This is a genomic window from Pseudoalteromonas sp. ATL1 (genome assembly GCF_058933015.1).
Window position 1 is genome coordinate 494,028 of sequence record NZ_JBZYXL010000002.1, and the last position, 26,721, is coordinate 520,748.

General features: G+C 40.8%; 25 protein-coding genes. 16 read left to right on the top strand and 9 right to left on the bottom strand.

What is annotated here, in order from left to right; genetic code table 11:
- The first annotated feature begins 160 nt into the window (after positions 1-160).
- Together AC5FX4_RS20345 and AC5FX4_RS20350 are read left to right on the top strand one after the other, a co-directional pair.
- A complete protein-coding gene (locus tag AC5FX4_RS20345; RefSeq protein WP_493608768.1) occupies positions 161-682 on the top strand; it encodes an NADPH-dependent FMN reductase in 522 nt (173 codons plus the stop codon).
- Positions 683-801: 119 nt separating this feature from the next.
- Positions 802-1,428 carry an Nmad2 family putative nucleotide modification protein gene (locus AC5FX4_RS20350; protein WP_493608241.1) on the top strand — a complete coding sequence of 209 codons (627 nt, stop codon included), beginning with the start codon at positions 802-804 and terminating at the stop codon, positions 1,426-1,428.
- 141 nt (positions 1,429-1,569) lie between these two features.
- Here AC5FX4_RS20350 and AC5FX4_RS20355 read toward each other — a convergent pair whose 3' ends face one another.
- From AC5FX4_RS20355 to AC5FX4_RS20380, 6 genes are all read right to left on the bottom strand, one after another.
- Positions 1,570-1,875 carry a hypothetical protein gene (locus AC5FX4_RS20355; RefSeq protein ID WP_493608242.1) on the bottom strand — a complete coding sequence of 102 codons (306 nt, stop codon included), beginning with the start codon at positions 1,873-1,875 and terminating at the stop codon, positions 1,570-1,572.
- A gap of 94 nt (positions 1,876-1,969) precedes the next feature.
- A complete protein-coding gene (locus tag AC5FX4_RS20360) occupies positions 1,970-2,785 on the bottom strand; it encodes a YwqJ-related putative deaminase (protein WP_493608243.1) in 816 nt (271 codons plus the stop codon).
- A gap of 26 nt (positions 2,786-2,811) precedes the next feature.
- Complete coding sequence (locus tag AC5FX4_RS20365) at positions 2,812-5,490, bottom strand: hypothetical protein (protein ID WP_493608244.1); 2,679 nt, start codon at positions 5,488-5,490, stop codon at positions 2,812-2,814.
- A gap of 714 nt (positions 5,491-6,204) precedes the next feature.
- Positions 6,205-7,143 (bottom strand): ADP-ribosyltransferase, encoded by a 939-nt coding sequence (locus tag AC5FX4_RS20370; protein WP_493608245.1) that lies wholly within the window; start codon positions 7,141-7,143, stop codon positions 6,205-6,207.
- Positions 7,144-7,199: 56 nt separating this feature from the next.
- Positions 7,200-9,242 (bottom strand): hypothetical protein, encoded by a 2,043-nt coding sequence (locus tag AC5FX4_RS20375; RefSeq protein WP_493608246.1) that lies wholly within the window; start codon positions 9,240-9,242, stop codon positions 7,200-7,202.
- Between the two features lie 374 nt (positions 9,243-9,616).
- Positions 9,617-10,444 (bottom strand): delta-class carbonic anhydrase, encoded by an 828-nt coding sequence (locus tag AC5FX4_RS20380; RefSeq protein WP_493608247.1) that lies wholly within the window; start codon positions 10,442-10,444, stop codon positions 9,617-9,619.
- Positions 10,445-10,731: 287 nt separating this feature from the next.
- On the opposite strand from AC5FX4_RS20380, the gene AC5FX4_RS20385 reads away from it, so the two are divergent.
- The 8 genes from AC5FX4_RS20385 to AC5FX4_RS20420 all read left to right on the top strand — a co-directional run bounded on the left by AC5FX4_RS20385 (position 10,732) and on the right by AC5FX4_RS20420 (position 20,047).
- Positions 10,732-11,328 carry a Crp/Fnr family transcriptional regulator gene (locus AC5FX4_RS20385; protein ID WP_493608248.1) on the top strand — a complete coding sequence of 199 codons (597 nt, stop codon included), beginning with the start codon at positions 10,732-10,734 and terminating at the stop codon, positions 11,326-11,328.
- 60 nt (positions 11,329-11,388) lie between these two features.
- Positions 11,389-11,835 carry a methyltransferase family protein gene (locus AC5FX4_RS20390; RefSeq protein WP_493608249.1) on the top strand — a complete coding sequence of 149 codons (447 nt, stop codon included), beginning with the start codon at positions 11,389-11,391 and terminating at the stop codon, positions 11,833-11,835.
- Positions 11,836-12,382: 547 nt separating this feature from the next.
- Positions 12,383-12,832, top strand: coding sequence for a hypothetical protein (locus AC5FX4_RS20395; protein WP_493608250.1), 450 nt, complete (start codon positions 12,383-12,385; stop codon positions 12,830-12,832).
- 35 nt (positions 12,833-12,867) lie between these two features.
- The gene (locus AC5FX4_RS20400) at positions 12,868-14,220 is read left to right on the top strand and encodes a zinc metalloprotease (protein WP_493608251.1); all 1,353 of its coding nucleotides are present in this window, start codon (positions 12,868-12,870) and stop codon (positions 14,218-14,220) included.
- Positions 14,221-14,519: 299 nt separating this feature from the next.
- On the top strand, positions 14,520-17,882 hold the full coding sequence (locus AC5FX4_RS20405; RefSeq protein ID WP_493608252.1) for a hypothetical protein: 3,363 nt from the start codon (positions 14,520-14,522) through the stop codon (positions 17,880-17,882).
- A 15-nt stretch (positions 17,883-17,897) separates the two neighbouring features.
- Positions 17,898-18,830: a hypothetical protein gene (locus tag AC5FX4_RS20410; protein WP_493608253.1), complete on the top strand. Its 933-nt coding sequence runs from the start codon at positions 17,898-17,900 to the stop codon at positions 18,828-18,830.
- A 154-nt stretch (positions 18,831-18,984) separates the two neighbouring features.
- Positions 18,985-19,302, top strand: a complete 318-nt coding sequence (locus AC5FX4_RS20415; RefSeq protein ID WP_493608254.1) for an antibiotic biosynthesis monooxygenase family protein — start codon at positions 18,985-18,987, stop codon at positions 19,300-19,302.
- Between the two features lie 40 nt (positions 19,303-19,342).
- Positions 19,343-20,047 carry a helix-turn-helix transcriptional regulator gene (locus tag AC5FX4_RS20420; RefSeq protein WP_493608255.1) on the top strand — a complete coding sequence of 235 codons (705 nt, stop codon included), beginning with the start codon at positions 19,343-19,345 and terminating at the stop codon, positions 20,045-20,047.
- 125 nt (positions 20,048-20,172) lie between these two features.
- On the opposite strand, the gene AC5FX4_RS20425 is transcribed toward AC5FX4_RS20420, so the two are convergent.
- Positions 20,173-20,526 (bottom strand): GFA family protein, encoded by a 354-nt coding sequence (locus AC5FX4_RS20425; protein WP_493608256.1) that lies wholly within the window; start codon positions 20,524-20,526, stop codon positions 20,173-20,175.
- Positions 20,527-20,716: 190 nt separating this feature from the next.
- On the opposite strand from AC5FX4_RS20425, the gene AC5FX4_RS20430 reads away from it, so the two are divergent.
- The 6 genes from AC5FX4_RS20430 to AC5FX4_RS20455 all read left to right on the top strand — a co-directional run bounded on the left by AC5FX4_RS20430 (position 20,717) and on the right by AC5FX4_RS20455 (position 25,434).
- Positions 20,717-20,959: a type II toxin-antitoxin system Phd/YefM family antitoxin gene (locus tag AC5FX4_RS20430; RefSeq protein ID WP_493608257.1), complete on the top strand. Its 243-nt coding sequence runs from the start codon at positions 20,717-20,719 to the stop codon at positions 20,957-20,959.
- Between the two features lie 8 nt (positions 20,960-20,967).
- Positions 20,968-21,267 carry a type II toxin-antitoxin system RelE/ParE family toxin gene (locus tag AC5FX4_RS20435; protein ID WP_493608258.1) on the top strand — a complete coding sequence of 100 codons (300 nt, stop codon included), beginning with the start codon at positions 20,968-20,970 and terminating at the stop codon, positions 21,265-21,267.
- An 895-nt stretch (positions 21,268-22,162) separates the two neighbouring features.
- Positions 22,163-23,542 carry a zinc metalloprotease gene (locus tag AC5FX4_RS20440; RefSeq protein ID WP_493608259.1) on the top strand — a complete coding sequence of 460 codons (1,380 nt, stop codon included), beginning with the start codon at positions 22,163-22,165 and terminating at the stop codon, positions 23,540-23,542.
- Between the two features lie 91 nt (positions 23,543-23,633).
- Complete coding sequence (locus AC5FX4_RS20445; protein ID WP_493608260.1) at positions 23,634-24,494, top strand: hypothetical protein; 861 nt, start codon at positions 23,634-23,636, stop codon at positions 24,492-24,494.
- Positions 24,495-24,505: 11 nt separating this feature from the next.
- Positions 24,506-25,183 carry a hypothetical protein gene (locus tag AC5FX4_RS20450; protein WP_493608261.1) on the top strand — a complete coding sequence of 226 codons (678 nt, stop codon included), beginning with the start codon at positions 24,506-24,508 and terminating at the stop codon, positions 25,181-25,183.
- 101 nt (positions 25,184-25,284) lie between these two features.
- The gene (locus AC5FX4_RS20455; protein WP_493608262.1) at positions 25,285-25,434 is read left to right on the top strand and encodes a type II toxin-antitoxin system RelE/ParE family toxin; all 150 of its coding nucleotides are present in this window, start codon (positions 25,285-25,287) and stop codon (positions 25,432-25,434) included.
- Between the two features lie 83 nt (positions 25,435-25,517).
- On the opposite strand, the gene AC5FX4_RS20460 is transcribed toward AC5FX4_RS20455, so the two are convergent.
- Together AC5FX4_RS20460 and AC5FX4_RS20465 are read right to left on the bottom strand one after the other, a co-directional pair.
- Complete coding sequence (locus AC5FX4_RS20460; protein ID WP_493608263.1) at positions 25,518-25,967, bottom strand: hypothetical protein; 450 nt, start codon at positions 25,965-25,967, stop codon at positions 25,518-25,520.
- Between the two features lie 97 nt (positions 25,968-26,064).
- The gene (locus AC5FX4_RS20465) at positions 26,065-26,604 is read right to left on the bottom strand and encodes a RipA family octameric membrane protein (RefSeq protein ID WP_493608264.1); all 540 of its coding nucleotides are present in this window, start codon (positions 26,602-26,604) and stop codon (positions 26,065-26,067) included.
- Positions 26,605-26,721 lie beyond the last annotated feature (117 nt).

Genomic DNA, 26,721 nt, shown 5'->3' on the forward strand with positions numbered 1-26,721 from the left:
CACGCGTCAAATAATGTTCAGTTGCATCATTTGCTTACTACCAAAGTTGCCACGCTTTTAATTTTAAAAAAATTAAATTCAACCATTGACCTCAAGTTAAATTGAGGTTTTAAAGTGCCAACCAATGAAAAATAACACACTGAGCTATATGGAATTAACTATGAAAGTACTGGCCTTCGCAGCAAGCAATAATAAAAACTCTATCAACAAACAATTGGCTTTATATGCCGCAAAACAGATCCCACAAGCAGAGGTTTCGTCGCTCAATATCTATGATTTTGAAATGCCCATTTTTAGTGACGACAGGGAAAAAGAAGACGGCATCCCGCAACTTGCGCATAACTTCTATCAGGCTATCGGTGATGCCGATGTTATCGTAGTTTCATTCGCTGAACATAACGGCACCTACACTGCCGCCTACAAAAACGTGTTTGATTGGACCTCACGCATTAATTCAAAGGTATTCCAAAATAAACCCATGATCATGCTGTCAACATCACCAGGTCAAGGCGGCGCACAAAGTGTACTTAAAGCTGCCACCGAATCCGCCCCCTATTTTGCAGCCAACGTGAAAGGTGCCCTGTCATTGCCCAGTTTTTTCGACAATTTTGATACTGCAAATGAACAAGTCACTTGCAAAGCGTTTAATCAAAAACTTGCAGGTGCGATTGGTGCGCTTTAGAAGATTGATGTTGATCGCAAGCTGTATATACTCATTTTGTCGCGCTCACTAAGTGCAACTAGGGACCAATCGGTACTTCGATTTGTCTCTTTACATTGCAAAGGAATACGAGTATTCAAATGACAAAACTTTACACTTACATAATGACGGTTGATTCAGGTTTAGCGCCCAATCCATTTGGAGGCTGGTGCACACTTGCTGTTTGCACACCAAATCATCAGCCTATTGCTGCCAATAAAGGCGATTGGATCGCAGGTTTCTCCTCAAAACAATCTGGTCATAAATTCATCTATATCATGAAGATAACCGAAATCATTCATATGAATGATTATTTTAGAGATGAACGTTTTGATTTTAAGAAACCAAATATGCAAGGAAATTGGCAACAGCAATGTGGTGATAATATGTACTATCAAGATGAAAACCATCACTGGATACAACTTGATAACCCTTTTCACAAAGAACTTAAAGATCAAGATACGAAGAACCCATTTGTTTATGCGAGTAACGATTTTTGTTACTTAGGAAAGGAGCGTGTTTCAATTCCAGATGAATTTAGGGGTTTGGTCGGTGGACGAGGCTGCCGAGTAAACCACCCTGAACTGTTGCAAGAAAAATTTCTTGATTGGGTTATCTGTAATTTTGAGTTCGGGCAACAGGGTTCACCTTTAAATGCAGATTTTGATACCTGTAAACCTTGTAAAAATCCGAGCAATTTGCATCAAAAAAACAGCTGCAATACATAAACGAGTCAAAGGATCTGTTACAGAGTTCTTTGCCATGAGATATTGGATATTAGCGACGGTCAGTGTCGGGTGGCGTGGCTTCGCCACTTAACCGACCTACTACGATACAAGCGTAGGTGGGTTAAGCCGCCGCCCTATGGTCTACCGCCATACTTCCTTCGAACGCGCAAAACGTACCACTTGATAAACTGCTATATGTTGCTCTGATAATAGCTTGACTAAATCAGGAACTGCCTGAAGGGGCACTTTGACGTGGTACCCGTGCGCTAACCGAACAATCTCTTTTTTCTTATCCAATCCTAAGTACGCCTCAAAAACGTTGAGCGCCCTATTTTCATACTCTCGTACTTCAAAATATACATCATATACATTTCCAGTGTATTCATTTGGACAACCAATGTCTTCGGCTCTTGCGCCGATCATAGGTAGCTCATTTTCATCTCTCATTTATTTTACCTCGCATACGCTTTGACGAATGTGAATATTTTTGCGTAAATAACACCGAGAATTCAGGTGTTATTTACGCAAGACTGAGTGCTAATTACAGACTATTGGTTATGATGCTCACGCCAGTTTGACTTAATATGCCTGAACAATTAGAGCAAGCGACGAAGTCAGCCCCCATTTGTGATGGCGATTTAGCAACTCGAACCGTTGCAATAGTGATTTTACGTAACTCGTCTTGAGTGAGAGTAATTCCTTCTTCTTCTGCTATATTTGCTATACTGTTAAAGGCTTGTACTTCAGCATGCATCCCGGGTAAGCCATTCACCTCACTTAACAAACGCCCGCCGTCTTCAAGTGGTACTCCCTCGTCACTGAGCGTTATATATTGCTCAATAAATCGGCGTGTTAACGGGTTAAGCCGTTCTCCTACTTTTTCATATTCCTTAGTTAATCGCTCCATGTACTTGTTTACATTAGTTATGCGAAAAGTAGCGTTTCCTGGCGCTTCTGAGCTTACAGTCGAGATCCAGCTTTCATTCTTCACTTGAGCATATTTAACGTTGATATTAATGTTGCCTGATGTCTGTAGTATCCCATCGTCAGCTCCTTCAATACCTTCAACATCGATTTTAGCTCTAGCATATGCAGCCGCACTATTTCTTCTATTGCCACTAAGCTCTCCTATTTTTACTTTTGCACTGTCAGCTGCTCGACGCTCTGACCAATATTGCCCTTCTAAAGATACGGCTTTTTTAAACTTTTCATCTTCGGTAAGTGGGGTGTTACCAAAAATCTCCCCTTGCGCTATTTCTTCTCCCGCATCAGGTAATGCACACTCTGCTTGTCCAACTGCGTAGGATTGAAAAGAAGTTAAGCAAAAGAAAGCGATCAAACACAATTTGTTATTCATAATAAAACTCCTCAATGATTGCAAAATTAAATGGGACAATAAGAGCTAAAGCGAGTTTCTGATAATTCTTCGCCCAGCTCAGTTGAGGCTGATTCTTCTGCCGCTGTTGCTTCTCCTGCTTCCTCTTCTGTAGCCAACTCACTTCCTGTCGTTTCTAGTTCTATCTCACTTGCTTCCGTTGTCGCAAACTCCTCAAGCAAACCTTCAAACTCTTCACCAAACAATGAGCCAGTAAATACATAATCGATCAAAGGGCCACTAATCAGAGGCAACAATATTTCATCCCAACCGCCTGATATTTTCGTTTTCTCTACACGCATAAAGCGCGCAATTTCATGCTTTTTAAGCTCCGCAATGTCTCTTTCTTCTTGGTGTAGCTGCACTAAACCGCAATCGGCAAACTCAGCCTCTGTCAATACAGCTTTTTTGCTCATATCATTTAAGCTGCAAAAAGACTGTAAAATGTCATTTGGCGCAATATAGGCTCGCTGCGCATATTCATACGCTGCATGGAAAATGATTGACTCTCTTCGCAGAGGTCTGTCAATGGCGGGGATCCACTGTTTACCATATTGATTCAATATTAAAGAAGAGGCTTTGTAGAGCTTGTGGTAATTATGACCATTGTTGGCATAAAAATTATGTGCTGCATCTCGTCCTTCCATTTTTTCGATGGTCTGCAATGCCGCTACCATAGTACCAAAAATCACCAATGGTGCGTCATATGCAGGTAAAAGTGAATAAGGTGATTCAGTGTAATCTGCGTGTTTTTCCATATCTGCAAATGCTTCAAACGCAAACGTGCTCAAATATGGTTTATAAATCCCCATCGGTAAAAAGTGATGGCGTGATTCAATTTCCCTAAACCAATCTGTACCTTGAGCGTACTGGTTTAAATATACATTATGTACCTTAGGAAAGCTTTTTGCTCTAGGGCGCATTACTTCCAAAGAGTCAGCACTGAAAACATTAGAAAGGTAGGTGCGAAACTGCTGTTTTTCTTCGCCTGATATGCCAACTGTCGCCAGAAAACCCAGGTATTGGTCTAAGTCTAAATCCATTTTATTCTGTAAAAAATTATCTGAGAATAGATAGTTTTGTGCTTCTTTATAAACGGCCGAAGCGGCTTGAACCATTTGCTTATGGCTGAACTTTTGTACCTTGTCTTCAGTGACTCGTTCTATTAGCTTTGTAGCAATAAAGCGCGGAGCAAGTTCATTACTTTGTATATCATTAAAACCTTCAGCGTAAGAAATACAACTATCGTTCTGTTTCATATATGAAACGTTACCTGTTGTATTACAGCGTGTATCTCCTATGTAGGTTAATTGATTTTTGTCTATGTAGGTTGGTAAAACCATTGAGCTTAAGTCAGTCACTGTACCTGGATGCCGACTGCTAGTTGCAGCTACAGCACGGCGTTTAAGCTGCTCCCAGTCACTCAATTCCATATGATGTCTATCATATATTTGAAACTGTTCACCATCCTTATTTTCTACCGTGATAACCGCTTTCATCGGATATAAATAGTTCGCACCAATCACTTTACTTTGACGTTTAACCTCATCCAGTGTGGCTCGGACATCAGCAGGGCTCATATTTAGAAATACTCCAGTTGCATAATCAAAGTAATTCTTTGTTAGCTCCAATTCTGGTTTTTCATTGATCCTAAATGTCAAGTTTTCGGGGTAACTTCGCTCTTTTAACGGTGCATGGAACAACTCAAATTCAGCCACTTCAGCTTTTTGTGATAGTTGCAAACTAGCTGGATCTTTATCCTTATTTTTTGCTTCAGGTACATTGGCAACGCCCCCCAAACTATTTACATCCCAAAAGCGAATAACTTTGTGGTAATTTTCGTTGAGGGTGACAAATGGAGAATCATCGTCCCCAATTAAATCAACATCTAGGGTAAAGTCATTGTCAGCAGTGAGAAGAATCCCAGAGGTATTCAAATTTTCGCGCTCAGCCGCCAGTTCATCACTTATCCAATCTACAGTAAAAATGGATTTATCGGTGGGTTCGGTGTTAGCCGTTAAACCTAGGTAAGGCTTATTTAAAAAGTCGTTATATTCTCTTTCTATGTAGCGACCAGCCTTACTGCCTGCGTCATGGCGCATCTTCAAACGAATTTGGTTTAATTCTGAGTTAACTACATCAACCTCAAATCGAGATAGACTATCGCTCCCAGCTAGACCTGTCGTTAATGCTACATTATCTCGCACAGCCAATGAAGTTGATACACCACGCCACACATCGAGTACTTCAATCGTTATGGTGTCTTTGTCGGCATAAGCAAACCCGCCAACACGAATATGAGGAAGGTTAGCAACAGACTTTGCAGCATCGCTGTAAACAATGGTTCCATCCGCAGGACACTGTTCATTATCAGAGGCAAGAACTGCAAATGGCAATCTGTCTAGATGTTGCAGTTTTATCCTGTAATTACAGGTGGTATTTGGGTTTTCAAACACCTTAGAGTGCAGGCCTTTAATAGCGATAGAGTAATCACGACCATTCTCGTTGTAAGGTAAGTAGTAACCGTCTTGCCATTCACCGTTACTCGCTTCTAGGTCTTGTTGGGTGATCTTAAAGTGCGTGATTACATCGTTATCTATGGTGATACTTGCACAGTACGCTCCACCAGAAAAAATTGAGGCAAGCACTAAGCCTGCGTATCGTTTATTGAACATTTTTTCAATCATAATAATTTTGCCCTTGTTGTTTGCCGCCGTAGTTTTAACTTTGCGGCAAGTAAGCGTGTGATGTTTTGCATGCTAGTCACTTACTTGGTAAATCTATGGTTGATTTACCATTTGCTTGCGACAAACAAGCCACTTGCTTTGCATAAAAGCCAATACAGGCTAACAGGCTCATTTAGGTAACGTATGTGAATAATCCTGAATTGATCTTAATTTATCTTTTCACTTTAATAACCATAAATATCAATACGTTAATAATTTTTCACTTATTCAGGATGCGAGTTGAGAGCGTGATTTGTTAACACCCATTAACCAAAGATAGGCACGGTTCTAACTTCATCGTCAAAGCAAGTACGACAGAAGGAACATAAAAGCGTGTCTATTTTTGTTATTGAACCTGAGATATCAAGCCATCTAATGGGCTCTTACCGCAGGCATTTCATTCCATTTACTCTTTAGCGTGCGCTGGTACGTTTACTGTCGCTGAGTAATCGCCGTTTGAATTACCCTTATAAGATTTTAAATAATAATTTCAATATATTAGTATAAATCTTCAGCTTATGAGACTAGGTGAGTAAGGCTTAGATCAATTCAATGTAGAGGACAAACTGAAGTGAAGGTCTCAAAACCTCGACTAACACCTAGTTAATATAAAATGTGTTAGCCGAGGCCTAAAATTTGTGCTACCTCGTATTAGCTTATAATCGGATTAAGCGACTATAACCCAATACAATAAGCACCCTGTGCTTCAGGACTATCGAGCGGAGACGACTTACGTTGATATGCTTCACCTGAGTAGATATCTTTAACCTGTCCGTCATATTTGGGTTGTTCTTTTAAGTTCACATAAGTAATACCGTTGTTTGTTTCTATATTTGTCACCTCAAATACGCTATTGCGTGGATAAAGTACTTCAGCCTCGATGCCATCACCCGAGTAAATACTGTATAAGCTAATATCTCGTCCTGTTTCACCATCTATGCGAAAAAATACCGCATCTTTATCACCCAACTCAGTCATTCTCTCACTGTAAGATTTAGCATAGGCTGGATCAGCGGTTGTCGACATAAAGGTTCTACTTTGGATATGATCACCAACTTGGATCTGCTCGCCATATAACCCTTGCTCTGCAGCTGCGCCTCGATAAACCACATCTTGATGAGGCGGAATATGGTCAAGTGCATTATCAAGCGTATTCACCCTATCTGTCATTTTATCAGCAAGAATATCTTGCACATGCGGGCTGCTGTTTTCTGTATACTCTTTTATCGCTTGCACTTCGTTACGGGTTAATGCTTCTTTGCCCGCCCCTCGTAATACCGCTCGTTCAAAGGCATCCCCTGGGGTGAGTTTACCTTTTTCAGCGAGTTCATCTAGCTCTGAAATACGCTGCCTACGCTCTATTTCTTTCATATCCCACGCTTTAAAGCTTTGATCCGTAATATGCTTAAGTCGATCTTGAAAATAACGCTCAGCATGCGGTGCAACTGGTACGTCATCTGTGATCCCACCAATGGTGACCGTTTTCCAGGAAAACTGAGCGCCTTCCATATCAAAAAACTGCTTTAAACTACCATCATCTTTAAAAGGCGCTGCATAAGATATTGCGCTGACCAACATGGTAGCGAGTGCAACGAAAGTTGTTTTTTTAAACATAAAATTTATTCCTATACGTGTACATTTACTCAGTATGTTGTTTTGAATACTAATGGTTACGGCTTTTTAAGATCACACTGGTTTGCATCAGCCAGTAAATTTGCTGAATTCCCAAGGTAATTCATTATCTTATTGGTTTCGTCGACCACATCTGGCAACATCCTGAATGTTAGCCACTTATAGCGTGCGAAGCTGGGGTTTTGCACATAATGATCGTAATAATTAAGTTCAATGTCGTGGGCTGTTTGATACAAAGATTGGCTGATACTGCAATTATCAGTACTGCGTTTTAATGTCGCATGTAAATCGGTTAATTTAGTTTTTACTTGCCACATGTAGTTATGATGTAGCTGTGCAGCATCCTCAAGGACATTACCAAACATCTCCATAACTGCGTCGCGATCAAAAGAGTGGTGATCGAAACTACTCTCTTTTAGCACGCCGCCAAAATTGTTTAAATAATCTTTAATTTTAGCGTTGAGGCTGCTTTCAAAGGCATTGTTCTTTTCGAGTTGATCTATTTGTGCAAGCACCTGCTTTTTATCAAAAGAGAGTTTAACTATGTCGCTATCTGCGAGCAGCATGTTGTTCACTCGCTTGTGCGTATTCTCCAAAGCGGTATGAATACCCTGCACAATATTTGGCGGAACATTGTCATCATTATGGAGTTGTTTAATAATGATTTCGTTGACTTTTTCCTCATCATTGATATCTAGTTTTGCACTACTGAACTTGTTAACCAAAGCGACTGTGATCGGCGCTATATCAATATCCTTAACAGCTTGTTTGGTGATTGCCCCATCAACAAAACCATCAATCATCGGGAAAAATATTCTAGAGATCCAAGCGATTGACTCGGCAGTGTCAAAGTCCAATGTGTCGGTTTGTTCAATGAGTTCTTGACCAAAAATATACCAAGCTAATCTCGTCTTGATGGCCGTGTTATATTGCGATACAAGTTGTTGCTGCCAAGCATCGGAATTCATTTCAGATTGGATCAGGGCTTTGTATTCTTTGATTAATACTTTGTTGTTATCCAGCACCCGCTCAACAATATTCTCAGCAACTGAATTGGCGACGTCTTTTCTATAAACGAGTAACCTTTCTAGGTAGTCTTTAAATATTTTACTTTCAAATACCAATTCAGTCGTCGTCCAACTTCTACCTTGCTTTTTATATTTGTTACTTAACTTTAGTGTTTGGGTTGGGTAAATACCAGGAGTAGGTTTGATTGTAATATAGTCATAATCGTGGTTAATAAAAAATAGTTTTTGCTCTATTTTTGCCAACAGACTGGCTTTATTATTGTCAGGCTTATCAACGTATTGGGCATATTCTTGCGCTCTTTCCTGATTCAGATAATACGCTTTCCCTTCAAGCATTTGCGCTAGAATTTTATCGGATAGATAATCTATTTTTTCTTTATTTACATTAAATAGAACATCTGGGATAAGCTTGGCATCCAGTTTCAACGCAGAACCTGATTTTCCCAGTATGGTCCCCTTAATATTTTCCATATTATCGATGATTTGGTCGGCGTATTGAACGAACTCTTTTTTTAAGTCCGCATTTTGCTCTTTTACTTTGGAAATCTCTTGCTCCGCTTTTACTCCGGTATAAATACTGAAACCTTCGGCAACGACGCCAGCAGCTACACCACCAAATACCTCACCCACCATTTCTCCAGCCAGCTCAGTGATGATCCGAGTGAGAATAGGAATACCCACTGAAGTACCAATTGTAACGCTACTGGTGATGATTTCTTCGTTGTTATGATCCCGAATACCAGCAGCTAAACCGCCTACTCCCATTTCTACACCAAGCAAAACGCCACCAGCTTCAGCAACCCCACCCGCTAGTTCTGAAAACCCAGGAGAGGCATGGTCCAACTCAGCTAAATCGCTGCTGATTGTCCCAGATGAAAGCTTTTCATCCGCTGCAATTTCATTAAATTTACCTCTCAATTCATCAAGCTTTTCAGAGAAATTCTCAACTTGCTCGTTGTTTATGCTCGGACAGGTATTGGCCATCGCTATGGATGAAGCCAAAGGCGTTAATGCAAATACCAAATGTGGTAATAGAGTTTTTATTTTTTTCATTTGTTCACTCAACTATTAAAAAAAGTTCTTGAAACAGATCCACGCAGTTACTCACTGCTAAAAAACAAGATGTTGAGTTTTCACAAAAGAGTCAAAATTGGGATCTTAATAATTGTTTATTGATTAAGATTTTTTGGTGTTTGATTGAGGTTGATATACGTTGATTGACTTTATTAAAACTTAATATACTGATAAATCTGGTTTTTTAAATTAAGAAGTAAACAGTTTTTTTCATAAATGGCGTTGGTTAAATATGAGTTTTTCCTCAACTTTTTAAGGAAAATGTATATGGTAATTAGCTATGCAATATAGGGCTGTATGGAAAAGCCCGCTAACCGTGCTCATTTTGAGGCACAATCAGCGGACGAAAAAAGTTAGTTCAAAATCGGTGATAAATGCTCAGGCGCAGTGACAAGATCTCTCACGCCATGTGCTGCGGTTTCTTCAAATACATTGCTTGCGCACCACGTACCCACGCTACGAGTATCTACTTTGATCACCTCAGGTCGCACACTCCATGTCACTTTAAATGGCGAGCCTTTTTGGTTGTAACTAGGGCCCGTGGTAGAACCCGTGTATTCAACAGGCTGCCCTGTGGTGGTTGGAATTTGAGTTGCTTGGTAGTAGCCATTAACTGCCTCAAACTGAGTCAGCTTATTAAAGTCTTGCCCGTACCCGTCATTGGTTAGCACCATCACCTGTGCTTCAACACGCAGTTGCGGGTTTTTAATGTGCTCGCTCAAACATGCACCTAATGTAGCGCCCGGTTTAACTGGTGCAGAGCTGTACACATAGTGCAGCTCAATGGTGTCACCCGGCACTAAGCTCAACTCTTTAGAAGCACATACTGGTCCGCTTAACGGCTGCTTTTCTAGTGATGTAAGCTCACCACTGTATAAAAAGCCCGCTTGGCTGCTATTTGCCAGCGCCGGTGTAGTAAACTCACCTCCACGGTGCTCTGCATTTTTGTGAAAGTGGATGTTACATAAATTTAACTGTTCACGTTTCGGTGCCGCTGAAAAGACGATGCGATTTTGCCCTGAGGTGCTATCAATATCTCGTGGCGACTGCGGCCCGTAGTTGTTCAAATGATGATGCTGCTTACCTTTTTCGAGACTCGACCGCCCCGTTGGGTCTGCTGCAAAAGCATTCGCCGATAAACCCGCGATAAGCGCAAGCGTAAAACCATTATGTGCTTTCATTGTTTAGCTCCTTTGTAAATGAAAATAAAAGTTCAATAATTATGACAACGCTATCATGTGTATTTTTTGTTAAACAAGCTAATGAGTTGAGTCAAACGGTGATTATTTCAAGATAAAAACATCAACGTATCGGCACGTCTTCTGCTATGCCGTATAAATAGTTACATTGTGAGGAACGCACAGAACTTAATGGATGCAACTTGAATACATGAAAGGAAATTGCCTTTACTGTATATCGCATTGTCACCCTGTGTGTTTTATAGTGAGTTTAACTTTAGGGAACACTTATGATGGCTATGAACCCACACCAGCAATTGTTATTTGATCTTCTCAACACCCTTGCACCGCTTAATCACTCAGAATTTCAGCCAGCAATACAGCGTTTTGCATTTGAGACCTTTTCAGCGAATCAACACATATTCTGTGAAGGAGAAAGTAACTCTAATGTTTACTTTCTGCTAGAAGGCGTTGGACGCTACTATTACATTGACCATCAAGGTATAGAGCGCAATAAATCGCTGGTGAAACCGGGTGGCGCATTTGCCAGTGTCACTACCTGTGTATTACAACAACCCAGTCCTTTTTACTGCCAAGCACTGACAAAATGCACCACTGCATCCATCCCCTATCAATCATTAATAGAGCTTGAGTTAAACACGCCCATTTGGACACAAATAGTTCGCCGCCTGTATGAGCGGCTGGTCATGAAAAAAGAAAGCCGTGAAGCGAGCTTTTTAATGCTCAATGCCACGCAACGATATGAGCAGTTTTTAAGTGAATTTGGCGAGCAGAGCAAATTGATCCCCCTTCGCCAGGTAGCCATGTATATTGGCGTAACCGATGTAACGCTCTCAAGAATAAGAAAGTCGATGCACTTAACATAGGTTAAGGCACAGCCAAATCACTGTGCGTAAACTTTGATTTTATTTTAAAAGGAACCTCGCATGAAAAAGTTACTCCCTCCTTACTTGTTTATTCTATTTACAATCTCCATGGCTGTAGTGTGTTGGTTTACGCCCGTTGAACACCTTGTTGGCACACCTTACAACTATATTGGATTAGCCATTGCTATTGCAGGGCTGTCATTGTCTGTTTATGCCAAGAATCAGTTTAAAAAGATCCAAACAAACTTATTAACTTTCAATAAACCGAACAAAATAGTCATTGAAGGTGCATTTGAGTATTCCCGTAACCCTATGTATCTAGGATTTGTGGTCGCCCAGTTTGGCTTTGCCATATTATTTGGTGGCTCAGTAACTTCACTGCTTTTGGCTGGCTTGTTTTTTGTGATTGTTGACCGTTGGTATATCCAATTTGAAGAAAATATCATGTCGGAGCAATTTGGAGATGAGTACATTAGCTATTGTAAAAACGTAAGGCGATGGTTGTGAGCGACATTTAAATGTCAAAGGTGCAATGCCAAAAATAACCCTTTATTATAAAAGCAAAAATGGACGATAAAATATAACAAAATCACTATACCGGCGGTTATCATACAGAGATAACCGCTATTCGAGTAAAAAGACCTTAACCACCTCATTAGCGGACAATCTGCGACTTAACATTCCGCCCCTACTCATACGACCTCATACCTTACTGAAATAAAATAATAATATATTATTCCAGTTTATTAATTTCGTTAATCAACATGCTACATTGTTATAAGAAATATTTTTCTCAAATTCCGTTGTTCAAAAAATCAAAATATTCCATTTACTAAGTTAGCTCACCGAAAATCAAATAAAAGCATCAAAATCAAAATATTAAAAACCTCTTTGGGAAAGAAAACTGTCTCTAAGATCTATTAAGAACTAAAAAGAACCCATCATTTCAAGAAGTGATAACGTCGCAGCCAATAACTGAATACCAACCCAGCGTTCAATTTTTCAAACACATTAATTGAGCACATCGAAGTTTTTTATGATGGGAAATGAACCAATGAATCTTCTACGTTTATCACAATTAAGGTCTATTGCGCTAACAATGGGATGCTCTGATAGCAAGAACAAAACGCAACAACCTGACGACCAAGTGTACAAAGGAACTATCAGCTCAAAAGCAGCAACCTCTGCCGCGTATCAACCAGAGGTTTTTACTATCGTACCTGCCAACCTCTGCTTGTTAGTCGGTCAAAGTGGTGCTTCTGCCATTTATTTCCAAGCGGGCTATGAAGTGAATCAGGTGTCAGGTTGTAACGCCACACTAAACACTCAGAAGAATATGATTTTAATCTGTAATGCGAATGAGGACTACAAAGTAACCGTTATTGGTAGACAAGCAACTCCTAGAAGTGACTGTCATACCAAGTTTGCGTTTCAAGAAGTAATAACGTCGCAGCCAATAACTGAATACCAACCCAGCGTTCAATTTTGCCAACGCACTAATTGAACATATCGAAGTTTTTTAGAATGAGAAATGAACCAATGAGCCTTCTACGTATATCACTGTTAAGCCTGTCTATTGCGCTAACAATGGCCTGCTCTGACAGTGCTAACAAAACACCACAGCCTGAGGATCAAGTCAATAAAGGAACTGCCAGTTCAAAAGCAACAATCTCTGTCGAATATCAACCAGAGGTTTTTACAATCGCACCTGCCAACCTCAGTTTGTTAGCAGGTCAAAGTGGTGCTTTTACCATCAGTTCTCAAGCAGGCTATGAAGTGAGCCAAGTTTCAGGCTGTAACGCCACACTCAACACAAAGAAGAATATGATTTTAATCAACAATGCTATCGAGGATTGCAAAGTAACGGTGACAGGCACACAAGTGGCGCAAGAAGTGGCTGTCACAAGCTCGGTTGATGGATTAGGTGAACTACTTAATTTACCCAATTCTACAACCGTCGGCGGCAGTTTTACATTTGATGTACAAGCCAGCACTAGCCATAAATTAGCCAGCTTATCAGGCTGTGGAGCAAGCCAACTTACTCAATCGCAATGGATAGTTGCAAGTGCGACCACACCATGTCACATCACAGCCAATTTCACTGCGCAACAAGCGAGTGACGATGCATCGAATGAATTAATCAAGTTACCCATTGTTGTACATGTTTTGCCCGGCAATACACAGGACGTTTCGGATCAACAAATACGAGATTTACTGGCCACCACCAACAATCATTTTCGAGCAAGCGTGTTACAAGTTAGTCGCTTCAGCATCAATGCAAACGAGGATGTGGGCTCTGACGCGAAGATCCAATTTTACTTAGCAACCACATCTCCAGATGAGTTACCTACAAACGGTATTAACCGAGTAGCGACAACGCAAGTTAATGCAAACACAGTAAACGAGCTACCCATTTGGGATACTGCACATTACATCAATGTATGGGTAAGTGATGCCGATACATTGTCGAACGCAAATACAACTAATTCTGAGCTGGCTAAACCTGCCAAGGACAAACTGCAAGGCATCGTTTTAAAGAGTAATTCATTCCCTCAATCTACTGGGATCACGACGAGTAACGAAGTACAAGCTGGCGTTCAGATCGAGCCAATACAAATAATGACTCCTCTTATCACCGTACTCACGCACGAACTTGGTCATTACCTTGGTTTGCCCAGTTTAACACCCGACACCCCAAAAGCACCTATTTGCGAAATGCCTTTAGCTTACAATGATAGCTGCATAAATGCGCCTGAATATTACAACTACATGCGTGAAAACACGCTCGATAAGCAACGAAAAGCATTCACAACGGAACAAATTAATGCAATGCGCCAAACGCTGCAACAGGGCGAATTGAAGCCCCTGTACGACAATACGTATGGTTATTGATATTTAAACCTCACACAGCGCCAACACATGGCGCTGCTCACCCAAAAAAATATCGCAAGTTAGGTCAATGACTTAACAAAAGAGTAGCGTTAGAAAAACAATTACTAAGAACTAAAAAGATCCCATTTAGACGCTAAATGATACGTTCAAAACAGCTGCCAGTTAGCTTAATTGCTTGCAAAGAAAATAACCGAGGAAATCACAGAGTGCGCTCTTCGCCTCGCTGTAATGATTAAAAAGTAGCAAGCACCATGGCGTAACTAGCTAAATAAACACACAACAAAAACGAAGGAATAAAAATGAAACATAAAAAAGAGCGGCAATTTATTTTGTCGTCGTCCCTTATGCTCATTTCATGTGTTGGAGCATTTACACATACAGCCCAAGCCGACCCGCTCGTTATTGGGCCGGGCCTGTCGATACAAACCGGAGATAAAATTGTATTGCAGCCAAAGGGAACAAACGGCTTTGCTTGTATGGACGCTCATCATGGGCTACCCAATCTAGAGATATTCAATCAACCTTCACGATTCACTGGTTTCGATAATATGTGGTGTATATTCGAAGTTGAAGTAGTCGACCCGCTCAGCGATATCATTAGACTGAAACTTGGAGATATTCCAGGTCCTTATAGCGGTAGGTATTTAAAACGATTTTATGCCGATAGGCGGTATATTGCCTTAACGCCTAATACCCAACCAGACCCATTTTCTACTTTTAAAGTGACCCCTAAAGGCGGTGACCTTGTTGAGTTACAAGCAGATAATAACAACTATGTTGTTCGTGAAGGCAGCACAATTACCGTTAAGAGCACTGGTGCAAGTGAGTTTCATTTATACACCTCTCCTACCGATGTTACCGACGGTAGTCCACAGTCAAAAACTCACCCAAGTGAGTTTATGGCGGGTAGTCAAAACGGCCTGCCAAGTTATAACAACCAAGATGGTCATGGCGAATATCAGCTCATCGAAGAGCAAGCCAGTAACTCATTGAGTGTATTGGCATTTGAGCGAAAATGGATGCCTTCAAAAGAAGGGGCTGCGCTTGCTTTTGAATATAAAAATTGTAGTGCTGGCGGTAAACCGGGCAGCCAATCTGAGCAATATTCCACCATGGGACTGCGCTTAGGTGACGGCTCTCAAAACTATCTAAGCTTAGACTTTAGTGCACCAGATAGTCGCATTCTACCCATAGGCAACAACGCTAATGGCATCGATATTCTATTTGATGATACGGGCTCAAGAAGTGTCACCTTGCAACCCCATCAGTATAGCGACGACATATTCACCTATGTGCAAACAGCGCAGCAATACACCAATTGCCAATATCAAGACGTTGTTTTACAAATTAACGCGCAAAACCAATTATCGCTAGACTTAGGGTCAAAGCGCATTTTTAGTGATGTACAACTTAATGCGCAGCAAGTGGCCAATATTTACGACGCTCCTGTGGTGTTTTTTGCCGGTGATAATGCCGTAGCGCAAAACCACACCAGTCATGCAATTCGTAACATTCGCTATGCAGGCATCGATGCGCAATTTAGCGCAAATACACAAAATATCTCTGCATCACGCAGCAATTCGAATAATCCAAGCGAGTTTTCTTTGCTTGCCACAGAAAACACCTTACCAGCAACGCAGAGTATTTTTCTGCCGCCAGCGGATCACGCTGAATTTGGCTTTGAGTTCGACTATCGCATTTGTACTGAACAAAAAGAAAGCAACGCGCAACTAGGCCTATCGTTAAGCCTAAACCAAACCGACGTGATTAATGCCTATAAACGCACTGCTATGGAGCGTATCGCGCCAAACGCTTATGGGCTTATTGATACTGAACAAGTAGAAGGGATGGCGCTTCAAATTGGTTTAAACCATGGAGCAAAGCTCATTGATAGCCTTGACCACCAAACTATAAAACAAGGCACAAATCAATCATTGCTGGCAGACTGCACATGGCATTCGGCAGTAATAGGCACCAAAAATGCCACCAGCGATTCAGCCGACGAATTTATCTTTGGCCTCTACTTGTCTGAACAAGATGCCGACAGTGCACTTGGCAAACAAAACCCTAATTACACCTTATCTCTATTACACACATTAAGTGCCGATACTGTGTATAAATTCTTATCTCAACCCATTGGCTTACATGCAAGTAGCAATGGCTTTAAAGGCTCACTCGAAATTCGAAACTTAAGCTACTCACAAAATTTACGCATTGATGAACCACATGAAAACCTCACCACAACGCAAACCATTCTCAATGTTGCGGAAGTGTCTTTTAAAGAAGATACCGATGCAGACCAAGTTGCAAACTGGTATGAAGATTCTCGATTTAACATCAACACAGAGCCAAGCCTACAAGGCACAAATATCTATAGTTTCTCTGGAAATATGGAAGCGTTCGCCAAAGGAACACTTCGCTATTTTAGCGAGTATCTCACCACGGAACAAAAGAACGTCTATCGATTCTACCCGCAATTTAAAAACATGTTCCACGCATTGCAGTTTAATACCGACCAAGCAACACAACAGCTAGGAGGCCATCCTAAAAGTCGCGGCAACCTATGGATCAATGCCGTGGGTGCGTACTTAAAAAAATTGCGTGCTTCAAGGGTCAACAACACCGCCATTGCCAATTTGTCAAAACAAGAGGAACTGGGTAAAGAGATCTATCTAAAAACCATTACCCCCTACATCAATTTGGGTGTCGAGTTCAGCCAAGGCGGCGTAACGCTCACCAATGTGCTAACTCAAGACATGATTGATGGTTATTTTAGTGGCACATTTTTAGACCATGCCGGTTTTGCAAAAGTCGCAGACAGCGCCAAATACATCGTTCAATTCACACGGTTCAACGATATTGCAGCAAGGCAATATGGCGCGGGCAACTTCCCTATTCCAACGGTTAAAAACCCCACCCCTGATTGGAATGAGGTAGAAAACTGGCGCTTGTTCCACCGTGCTGAAGCACCCGCTTTGTGGGCTTATTCAGCCTTAGGGCTCGATGTTTATAGCTACGCCAGTGCGGTATCAGGCACCACATTAATAGAGCATGATGAGGGCATATGGCAAGGTAGACAAGATGCCCATCAGTTTTACCTACAAAACGGCCACAATGGCGACAAGCTCTACGCAGCAGCACAGCGTGCGGTGGCAGAATATCAAAAAGCGTACCTCCCCGGAGCGTTTGGTCTTGAAAGCTACGAGCCATTAGTCAGAGCCGCCCATTATGTACGCCGCGCATATCAAAACAACATGCTAGACAGTGTTGATTTTAAGTTATTCCAAGCCTGTACAACCAGCGAGTATGACTACGAGCTTGTTAAAAACTGTTTTTACCCACAGCTACAAGCCGACCTAAACAAGGTAAAAACAATCAGGCAGCGCGCCATCAGTGACTTCATTACGCAAAAAGGCAGTAAAGGCTATTTTGGTGGCTTTGCTGATTGGTTAATGATTTTGCTGCCCGTTGCAGAGGAAATCAGAGCTATGGACTTAGTAAGTACATTTAGCGCAGCACTAGAAGAAGAAGGCTTATCAATGAGTACGTTTGCCGAAGAAGGGATAGCAACATTGGAAGAAGAAAGTGCCTCACTTGAAGGTGCCTTAGTCGGCTCCGAGTCTATTGAAGATATTAACTTTGCGGCATTTTGTCCGCTTTAACATGGGAGAATAGCAATGTTCACTAAAAAACTAAGCGCGCCTTTACTATTGCTTTGTATCAACATGGCCCATGCAGTAGAAACCCAGAGTGAGGTAGTCGATGGCAAAACATTCACCTTCGCCTCTGAATTAAGCGAAGAGTCTAAAACCGCATTACTCAACCGCTTTGCCAATACCACAGCAACGGTTGATAAAGCGAGCGCCAATGCCGCTTATATCGACGATGTACTGGCCTATGAAGACTCAGGAGCAGCCGCAGCTACCTTGGTTGAATATGAAAACTCATTCCCCGAGGCCAGTCGTTTATTTGGTCGATTGATCTCTCAATCAAGAGCGGCCATCGCCAGATATACACTCGACTTTACTGCCATTAACAGTTACGCCCGTACGGGCGTGCCTACAGGCCCAAGTGGTGCGCTGGCCGACTTAGCCGATACACAAACCTTTATGCATAATCTGGATACCGGACTGGAGCATTTGCCAAAATATAACGGCGTAAGCTACCGCTACACGCAAGACTTTGGTATTGGCGAAAAGTTAGCATCAGGAGAAGTTGGCATAGGTGATGTGGTTGCTGATAAAGCCTACCAGTCTTCATCCAGCAATTTGAATTTTATGAATGCCCCGCAATCGGAGCAGTTTTATGGCAGTGCTGATAACCTCGTATTTTATGAGATTGAAGGTCAAAATGGCCGATTTCTACCGACCAATTTTACCGGGGGTGGCGCGGCAAAAAACCAGTTTGAGGTGCTTTTTCCCCGTAATACTGCGTTTAAAATTGATGGCTATTCACAATTTAGAAAAACCTTAACATCGGGTGGTTTCGCGCGCGAGCGCAATATTACCTATATCAAAGTATCGGAAGTAGAGTCTAGCCCAGAAGTATTAGACTCCGCCGTGGCAAGCCACAGCGGTGAACTTATCAACGCCCCTACTTGCGTTGAGTAACGCTTTAAACCTTAGCTTTAAACCAACCAAACAACCGAGTGCCCCTTGCTCGGTTATTTTTTAAATAACCCGCTGAACACTCCTGACATTCCCTGACAAAGGGCTGTGGTTTACTTAATCCCGTACTAAACAACCAATCAATTAAGGAAATGTTATGTCTACCAATCTAGTTGAAATCGTTACTTTTAAATTAGCGCACGGCGTGAGTGAGCAAGATTTTGTACAAGCAAACACTGCGTTTTCTGAGTTTATTCATAAACAACCTGGGCTTTTATATCGCTCGGTTGCGAAACAAACCGATGCAGACGTGTATGTTGATGTGGTGTACTGGCAATCAAAAGAAGATGCACAAAAAGTGGAGCAAATGTTTTACGACTCTCCAGAGTGCAAAAGCTTTATGCAAGTGATAGATAAAGACTCTGTGGTGATGACTCACAATTTAATCATTGAACAAACACCCTGTAATGGCTAAGCTGCCAGCTTTTAAGTAACCCATTAATAAGTACGTTCATATGCATAAATCAGAGCGACTATTTCAACTGGTCAACGTGTTAAAAGGCAGGCGCACCGCCATTACCGCGCGCCAATTGGCCGAGCGTTTTGAAGTGTCTGAACGTACTATTTACCGCGATATTGAAAACCTACAAAACTCCGGCATGCCCATTCAAGGTGAAGCAGGCATTGGCTATTTAATTGCCGACCAACCCCTGCCGCCGATGATGTTTAGCTTTGATGAACTCACCGCACTATTGCTGGGCAGTAAAATGGTCGGTGCGTGGACCGACCCTAAGCTCAGCGCCCATGCCAAATCCGCCCTTGATAAAATTGAAGCCGTGCTACCTGCACGACTCAAACAACAACATGAACACTCGCCTTATTTGGTCGCCAGTTACAACCACAATGAGCAACAACAAACTTTTAGCGCCCTGCTACGGGAGTCCATAGAAGCAAACCTGTGTGTAAAGCTCAGCTACAAAGATGTCAACGACAACCCAACAACTCGTCATATTGAGCCTTTAGGCCTAGTCTATTGGGGCGGAAAATGGACGCTCATCGCGTTTTGTTTAATGCGCAACGACTATCGAGAGTTCCGCCTAGATCGCATGCAAGATTTAACGGTAACGAATGTTCACTTCACCAAACACAGTGAAAAGAATTTAGATCACTACATCGCCTTGGTAAAAGCAAAATATGCGGATAAAGATGAGGGATGTTGATGTGATGTACCGTGCTATTTACACGCTAAACGTTAGGAAGTTACGTAAACAAATTAACTGCTTTCAAGCAGCTAATTTGAATTATGGTACATAAATAAACTAAGCAGGTGTGCGTTTGTAAGCCGTTACAGCTCATCTCTGCCATTAAATTCTGTGATCTTTAATTGTCTTGGTTCTAGCCCTTCTAAACACCCCAAGTTCACTCTAAAGACTTCGGGGTCATAGCTCGTATCATGAAAAGGATAAATACCACAGGTTTTGCAAAAATAATGATTCACATCGTGATCACCCCAATGATAAACGCTTAAATTGTCACGACCAGTTAAAATGGTTAGCTCATTTTTAGCAAAACTGGCTTTAGACATAATGGCGTTTTTTCTGATGCAAATAGAGCAGTTGCATTGTAGCGCTTCGGTGATTTCTAGCGTTTCTATTTCAAACTGCACCGCTTTACAGTGACAACTACCTTGATATTTCATTGTATTTTCCTTTATTGAGCTTAAGAACTGTATATAAACACAGTTGGTTGATGAAGGGAAGTTTTGGGAGAGTTACATCTTGAGGAGTTTAGTTAATTTAACATTCGCACAAATCGCACGTTTTAATTAAATTGAATGTTTCATACAAACAATTATACTTTTACTACTCATCTAAGTTTGGAGCCTCAACATGCATACATTAACAGCAAATGACGCTAAACGACATTTTGGCGAGCTACTTCTCAATGCTCAACGCGAGCCTATTAAAATCAGCAAAAACAGCAAAGATGCGGTTGTTGTTATGTCTATTAAAGACTACGAAGAACTCGAAGCAATGAAAGCAGATTATATTAAGCATTGCTTTGACGCTGCAAAAGAAGATCTCGCGCATGGCAATGTGGTTGATGGCGACACCTTTTTGAAAAGCCTGTAACCCAATGTATGCAAACAAGCAAATATAAGCTAAGTAAATTGGCACAAGGCCATTTACTTAAAATTAAAAGTTATACAGTTACAAATTTCTCCGAATTGCAATGGAATAGTTATAGAGACAAGCTATTGACCGCTTTTCAAATGCTTGCGGATAACCCTGCGGTTGCTAAAAGCTGTGATGAGTTGTACCCAAGCGGCTTCTACTTCCCAGTTGGCAAGCACACAGCCTACTTTACCAAAGAAGATGGCTTTATTCTGATAGTTGCCGTGCTTGGTCAATCGCAATTGCCTCAAAACCATTTGAGGTAATATTCCTGTCCTAGTAATAACGCCTCTGAAGAGACACATACAGAACGAAGTGGCGGGAGCACACGTCTTATTGTACCGATTACCTAGTTGGTTAAGTGCGAGTTGGCAAAGGGTATTTCAAATCAACACCCTTGATTTCTACCTCCCTCTGCTGAGTGCGTTTATCGCATCGCTTGCAATCGAATATATAAACAACTTATTCGAAGGATTGATCCTCACCCCACATTCAAATAACCTACCGAGTCACAGCCAAATCTAGTGGCGCATTTATCGCAGACGCGTGGCATGTTAAAGTGACTGTCCGTTAAACATGTTACGATTTGAAGCAGGTGCTTTTGTGGTGTTTGCATGGTTGGTTTTGGTTTCATTTTTACACTCAAATTGCAATGTTTTGGCTATGTGATTCGAAAAAGTTGCAATTTGAGGGTAGTAAGATCGTTTAGCTCTTCAAGTAATTCAATAAATTAAGTTGGTTTCAGGAGCGACTAAGTATGAAGTGCTTGTGTTCGCCAATTTAGAGGTCAAACCTCTTCTATATAAACTAGCAATAAATAACTAAACATTGTTAATAATGTTAATTAAACTTGTAAATAGTTATAGGTAATTTACAGAAAACCTTTCCGTTATTTTGATTAAAAAAACACACCAAAACAGGTCTTACCACAGCAAGAAAATAAAAAATATCGTTATATAACATAATGATAAACCCACAAAAAGTTAACTAAATTATTCCAAACATTAATTAAGAACAAAAAAGAACCCATTATTGTCATTAATGGTAATGTCTCGCCATCGCAATATGCAGTACAAAATACATTCACTTTTGCTAACTCACTGCTGCATGTCTTTTTGAGAGCATTAATATAGTTATGAAAATTCATTTATGAGGCAAACAATGATGAGCCATTTACGTATATCACTTATTAGCTTTTCTGTGGCAGCCTTACTGGGCTGCTCTGGAGAAAATAAGACAGCCAACATCCAGCGCGTAGAAACAGCTACGGGTAGTAGCCAAGTTCAGCAGCCAGTAGCGACCAGCTCTAAGGTCACGGTTAAATTCAATCAAGATGCTTTTACTATCACTCCTGAAAGTCTTGAATTAACCGCAGATCAACAAGGCGCTTTTGTTATTTCATCTAAAGCTGGTTACCTCATCGATACTGTTTCTGGATGCGGAGCACAGCTAAACCAACAAAGAGACACGATCGTTTTGTCGGGAGTAAATCAAGATTGTGAAGTGTCGGTAACAGAGGACACAATAAAACAAATTTCGATAACAGGTTCAATCACAGGGCTTGGTGCATTACTTGATTTTCCCAACACAGCAATCGTAGGCAGTGACTTTACGTTTAAAACACGACCAAACTCAGGGCATAAAGTCAACAGCGTAGTAGGTTGTGGCGTTACACAACTTGCACAAAATTCTTGGACCGTAAAAAATGTATCTGCTTCGTGCCACATTACAGCAAGCTTTACTTCAATATATCAACCTCCTGCAAACGCTGAAGAAGTCATCAAACTGCCTATAGTCGTTCATGTTCAGCAAGAAGAAAAAAGTGAAATATCAGATATGCAGATTCAAAGCCGCATAGATGTTCTAAATAGGCATTTTAGGGCTGCATCATCGATGAATACATTTATGGCTAATACTTCAGAACACACACCATTTGGGAATGACACTGGAATTCAATTTTATTTGGCGACTGTTTCTGAAGAGGGTGAACAAACCAATGGCATTAACAGAATAAGCTCTCCTAATCCAGATATATTATTGACCGACAACAGACCAACTTGGGATGAATCTCGTTATATTAATATTTGGGTCACTGACACTCAAAAATTAGCGGGCTCAAAATTGAGCAAAACACTATTTACAAATCCAACGGGTAACGTACCAAAAGGTATTCTAGTGGATGAGCGTATATTCCAGTTAACTACTTTACCTATTGAAGCTCAAATGCAATTTGAAAAAGGGACGGGAAAACCTCAACAAGTGGCGAATATGACAAATATGGGGACCGTTCTTACTCATGAGCTAGGACATTTTCTCGGCTTGCCGAGCACAGTAGTTAAGAACCCAAAACTATCTATTTGCGAAACCCCTACTGACACAGATCAAACATGCATTAATGCACTGTCATATTTTAACTATATGCTTGAAAACACGCTAGAAGGAAAGCGTAGAGCATTCACTTCTAGTCAGGTAAATTTGATGCGAAGTAGACTCCTTGAAGGCCCTCTGAAAGCAATTTATGACAACTCTCTAAATCCATAATTTTTACAATGCGTGTTTCACTATAAAACGAAACACACATTGAGCAACTTAGAGCAACTTAGAGCAACTTAGAGCAACTTAGAGAAAAGATATGAAACCTAGAAACAATGCGCTAAACAACCCCTTTGCGTTCATACTACCGACAATGATGTTGATCTACTCGATGATACTAATGCTAGCACTGAACTACTCTCTACCTGTGAGCGCAAAACAAAGCATCTCTCAGTTGAAAAGCACTGAACCTGGTAACCAGGCTATATTAAAACTGTCGCACCAAAACAGTCTAAAAAAGTTTATGGCCAGCTCTCAGTTAGGTATGCCTACTGTTACTATTCATAATCAACAGACTGAATATCAATTACTGAACGCGCAAGAAGGCGACGCGATGAGTGTACTTGTTTTATACCCCTACTCCTTGTTGCGAACAAAAGCCAGTCATATAGAGCTAACATTTGACTACAAAAACTGTAGTCAAAATGCCGGGTTAGGATTAAATTCGGAGCAATACTCATCATTTGGCATCCGCCTAGGAGACAATACGAATAGTTATTTAAACTTAAGTGCTGCAGCACCTTTAGGCCGGATTTTACCTCGAGGTCAAGCCTCAAATGGCATTGATGTTATTTTTGATGATATTGGAGTAAGAAGCATCGCTCTAAAGCCCCATCGTTACTTTCCGTCAGGATTTAAATACAAGAGTAGTGCATTGCAATACACCAATTGTAAATACAAAACAGTTGTGCTCACCATTAGTCCTGATCAGTATTTAACCCTTAAAGTTGGACATGCAACTGTCTTTGAAAATGTGAGAATCAAGCGTGAAATCATCGCAAATATGCTTTCTAGCCCTATCATCTTCTTTGCAGGAAACAGTAAGCTTGCAAAGCATAACACTGAGTTTGCGATAAGAAACATCCGTTACAAAATCGCCAGTAATATGTTTGAAGCATAGGATATTTTAAAATGATTTCTCAGATCCATAATCTAGACTCTCAAGCTTGTTCAAGTCAGCTGTTGGAAACTTTCATATCACTGTCTAAACGAGCTATCCATAAATACCAAAGTGATTTTAAGTCCACAAACTGCTTCATCCGATATGGCTTTACACCACAAATGACAACATTTGCCGATTTAGTTTTACAACCTAGACTCATTGAGCATTTAGATTCTGGGTTAAAATTACTACCTAAATACCGAGGTACTAGCTTTAGGTACACTCAAGACCACGGCATTTCTGATAAGCTACTGTCGAAACGATTAGATAAAGGAGATATAATTGCAGACAAAGCTTACCAACCAAGTTCAACTAATCTCGATTATCAGCATGCTCATATATGCTGTGGTGGTGGCAATCCGAACTTAATTGTTTATGAAATTAATGGCGTTAACGGCCATCGCCTTCCACTAAACATCGACCCAAAATACGATGAAACTAATCGGTTTGATATCTTATTTGCCCGCAATAGCACCTTCGAAGTAGAGCAATATTGGCATTTTAATAAAACCATAGTGCACCAAAACACTCTCTTTAAGCGCGTTATTTTTTATATTAAAGTCAACGAAGTTTCGCCTACGCGTGAACGCTTAAATTGCGCGGTGCAAAGTCACGATGGACGGCCATTTGTGAGTAAAGCTTTTTAATCTCTTTGAAGTAACAGTTTTCCGCTAGTCTAGCAGGCTCGTTTCCAATATCCGAGGCTGCTATTTTTATTTTCAGTGAATCTATTACTAATTAACCTCTCGTGATTGCTAAAAGCTGTGATGAGTTATACCCAAGCGGCTTCTACTTCCCAGTTGGCAAGCACACAGCCTACTTTACCAAAGAAGATAGCTTTATCCTGATAGTTGCCGTGCTTGGTCAATCACAATTACCTCAGAATTATTTGGATTGATATGGCTGCCCCAGTTAGAACACCTCGCTCTGCGATAAAATTGAACCGCAAATTTTTCCTGACAGCAGCGCCTTATTGTAAGCCTAATCTACGCCTAGCATGACATGCTTAATATCAGACATATTGTCACATGGTTTTGTACCAGAGTCCGCGCGCATTTCAGTAACCATATTAGTAAAAGCATCACGCTGTTCTGGAGTATTTATTGTAGCCCCAAGTTGCTCGAATTTTGAGAATGCTGCGATAACTGAATTAGAACCATACAAACAAATACGAGCTTTAGCGTCACCTGTACGTGAAGCTAACTCTTTTTGCTCTTGGCTATCGAACTTAGGCCGAAATTGAGCTAATTCGCAAACACATTTTAAATAGTCCATGTATGCTTTAGAACGAAGATCCTGAGAATGCTTTTGGCGCTCAATATGCCGAGTAAAAGCGTATTGAAGACAAGCACCAATTACAACCCCGAGGAATGCTAAAATACCAACTATTAACTTAATATCGTCCATTTTCTTAATACTCGAAAGACTCATAACGCTGAACACTGTTGCAAAAATATATAGCGCTACATTATGGGGACCAAAATTCGTGACATTTATTTTTTGTCAATCGACGCTACTTTTTATGTATTTAATCGCTAGACTTGCCCTGACAAATCATTATGATAGCGAAAAATATACTTAATACTGATATTGAAATTACGCCAATTTCCGCTGCGTACTCTGGAACATAAAATATCTTAACAACATGCCAACACATCAGTATTAACCATACTAAAGCTGTAAAATCACTAAGCGCTATTGCAACTTTACTTACTGAAAATTGCTGTGCAGATAACCAACTATGATCGTCTTCTTTATATCTTCTGTCTTCAAATAGTTTACCTGTAATTTCATCTTCTTTTTCTGCAACTAACAGTTCCCAATTTTCTTGCCACCGTTTACTTCCTCGATTCACGAGAGTCCAGGCACATGAACAAACAAAACCGAAGCCAACGATAACAATCGCGAGACTTGAATGGGCTTTCATTAAAGCCGCATAACCGACAAAGGACGAAGCTATAAACCCCCAAAAAAAGATCGATCTTTTCCAAAAGAGTTCAATTTCAAAATTTCGTGTGGCTAAAGCTACATCATATGCTTTGTCTCTTTTTATTTTCTCCTCGCACATGTCGCATTTCTCCCGAGTTCAATTTACTCATAACAGGTTGCTAGCGCAAGTTCGCGCTATTGCTCTTTAGAAACATAGCTAAACATAACCAAAAATAAAATTTTTAAAAAATTAACA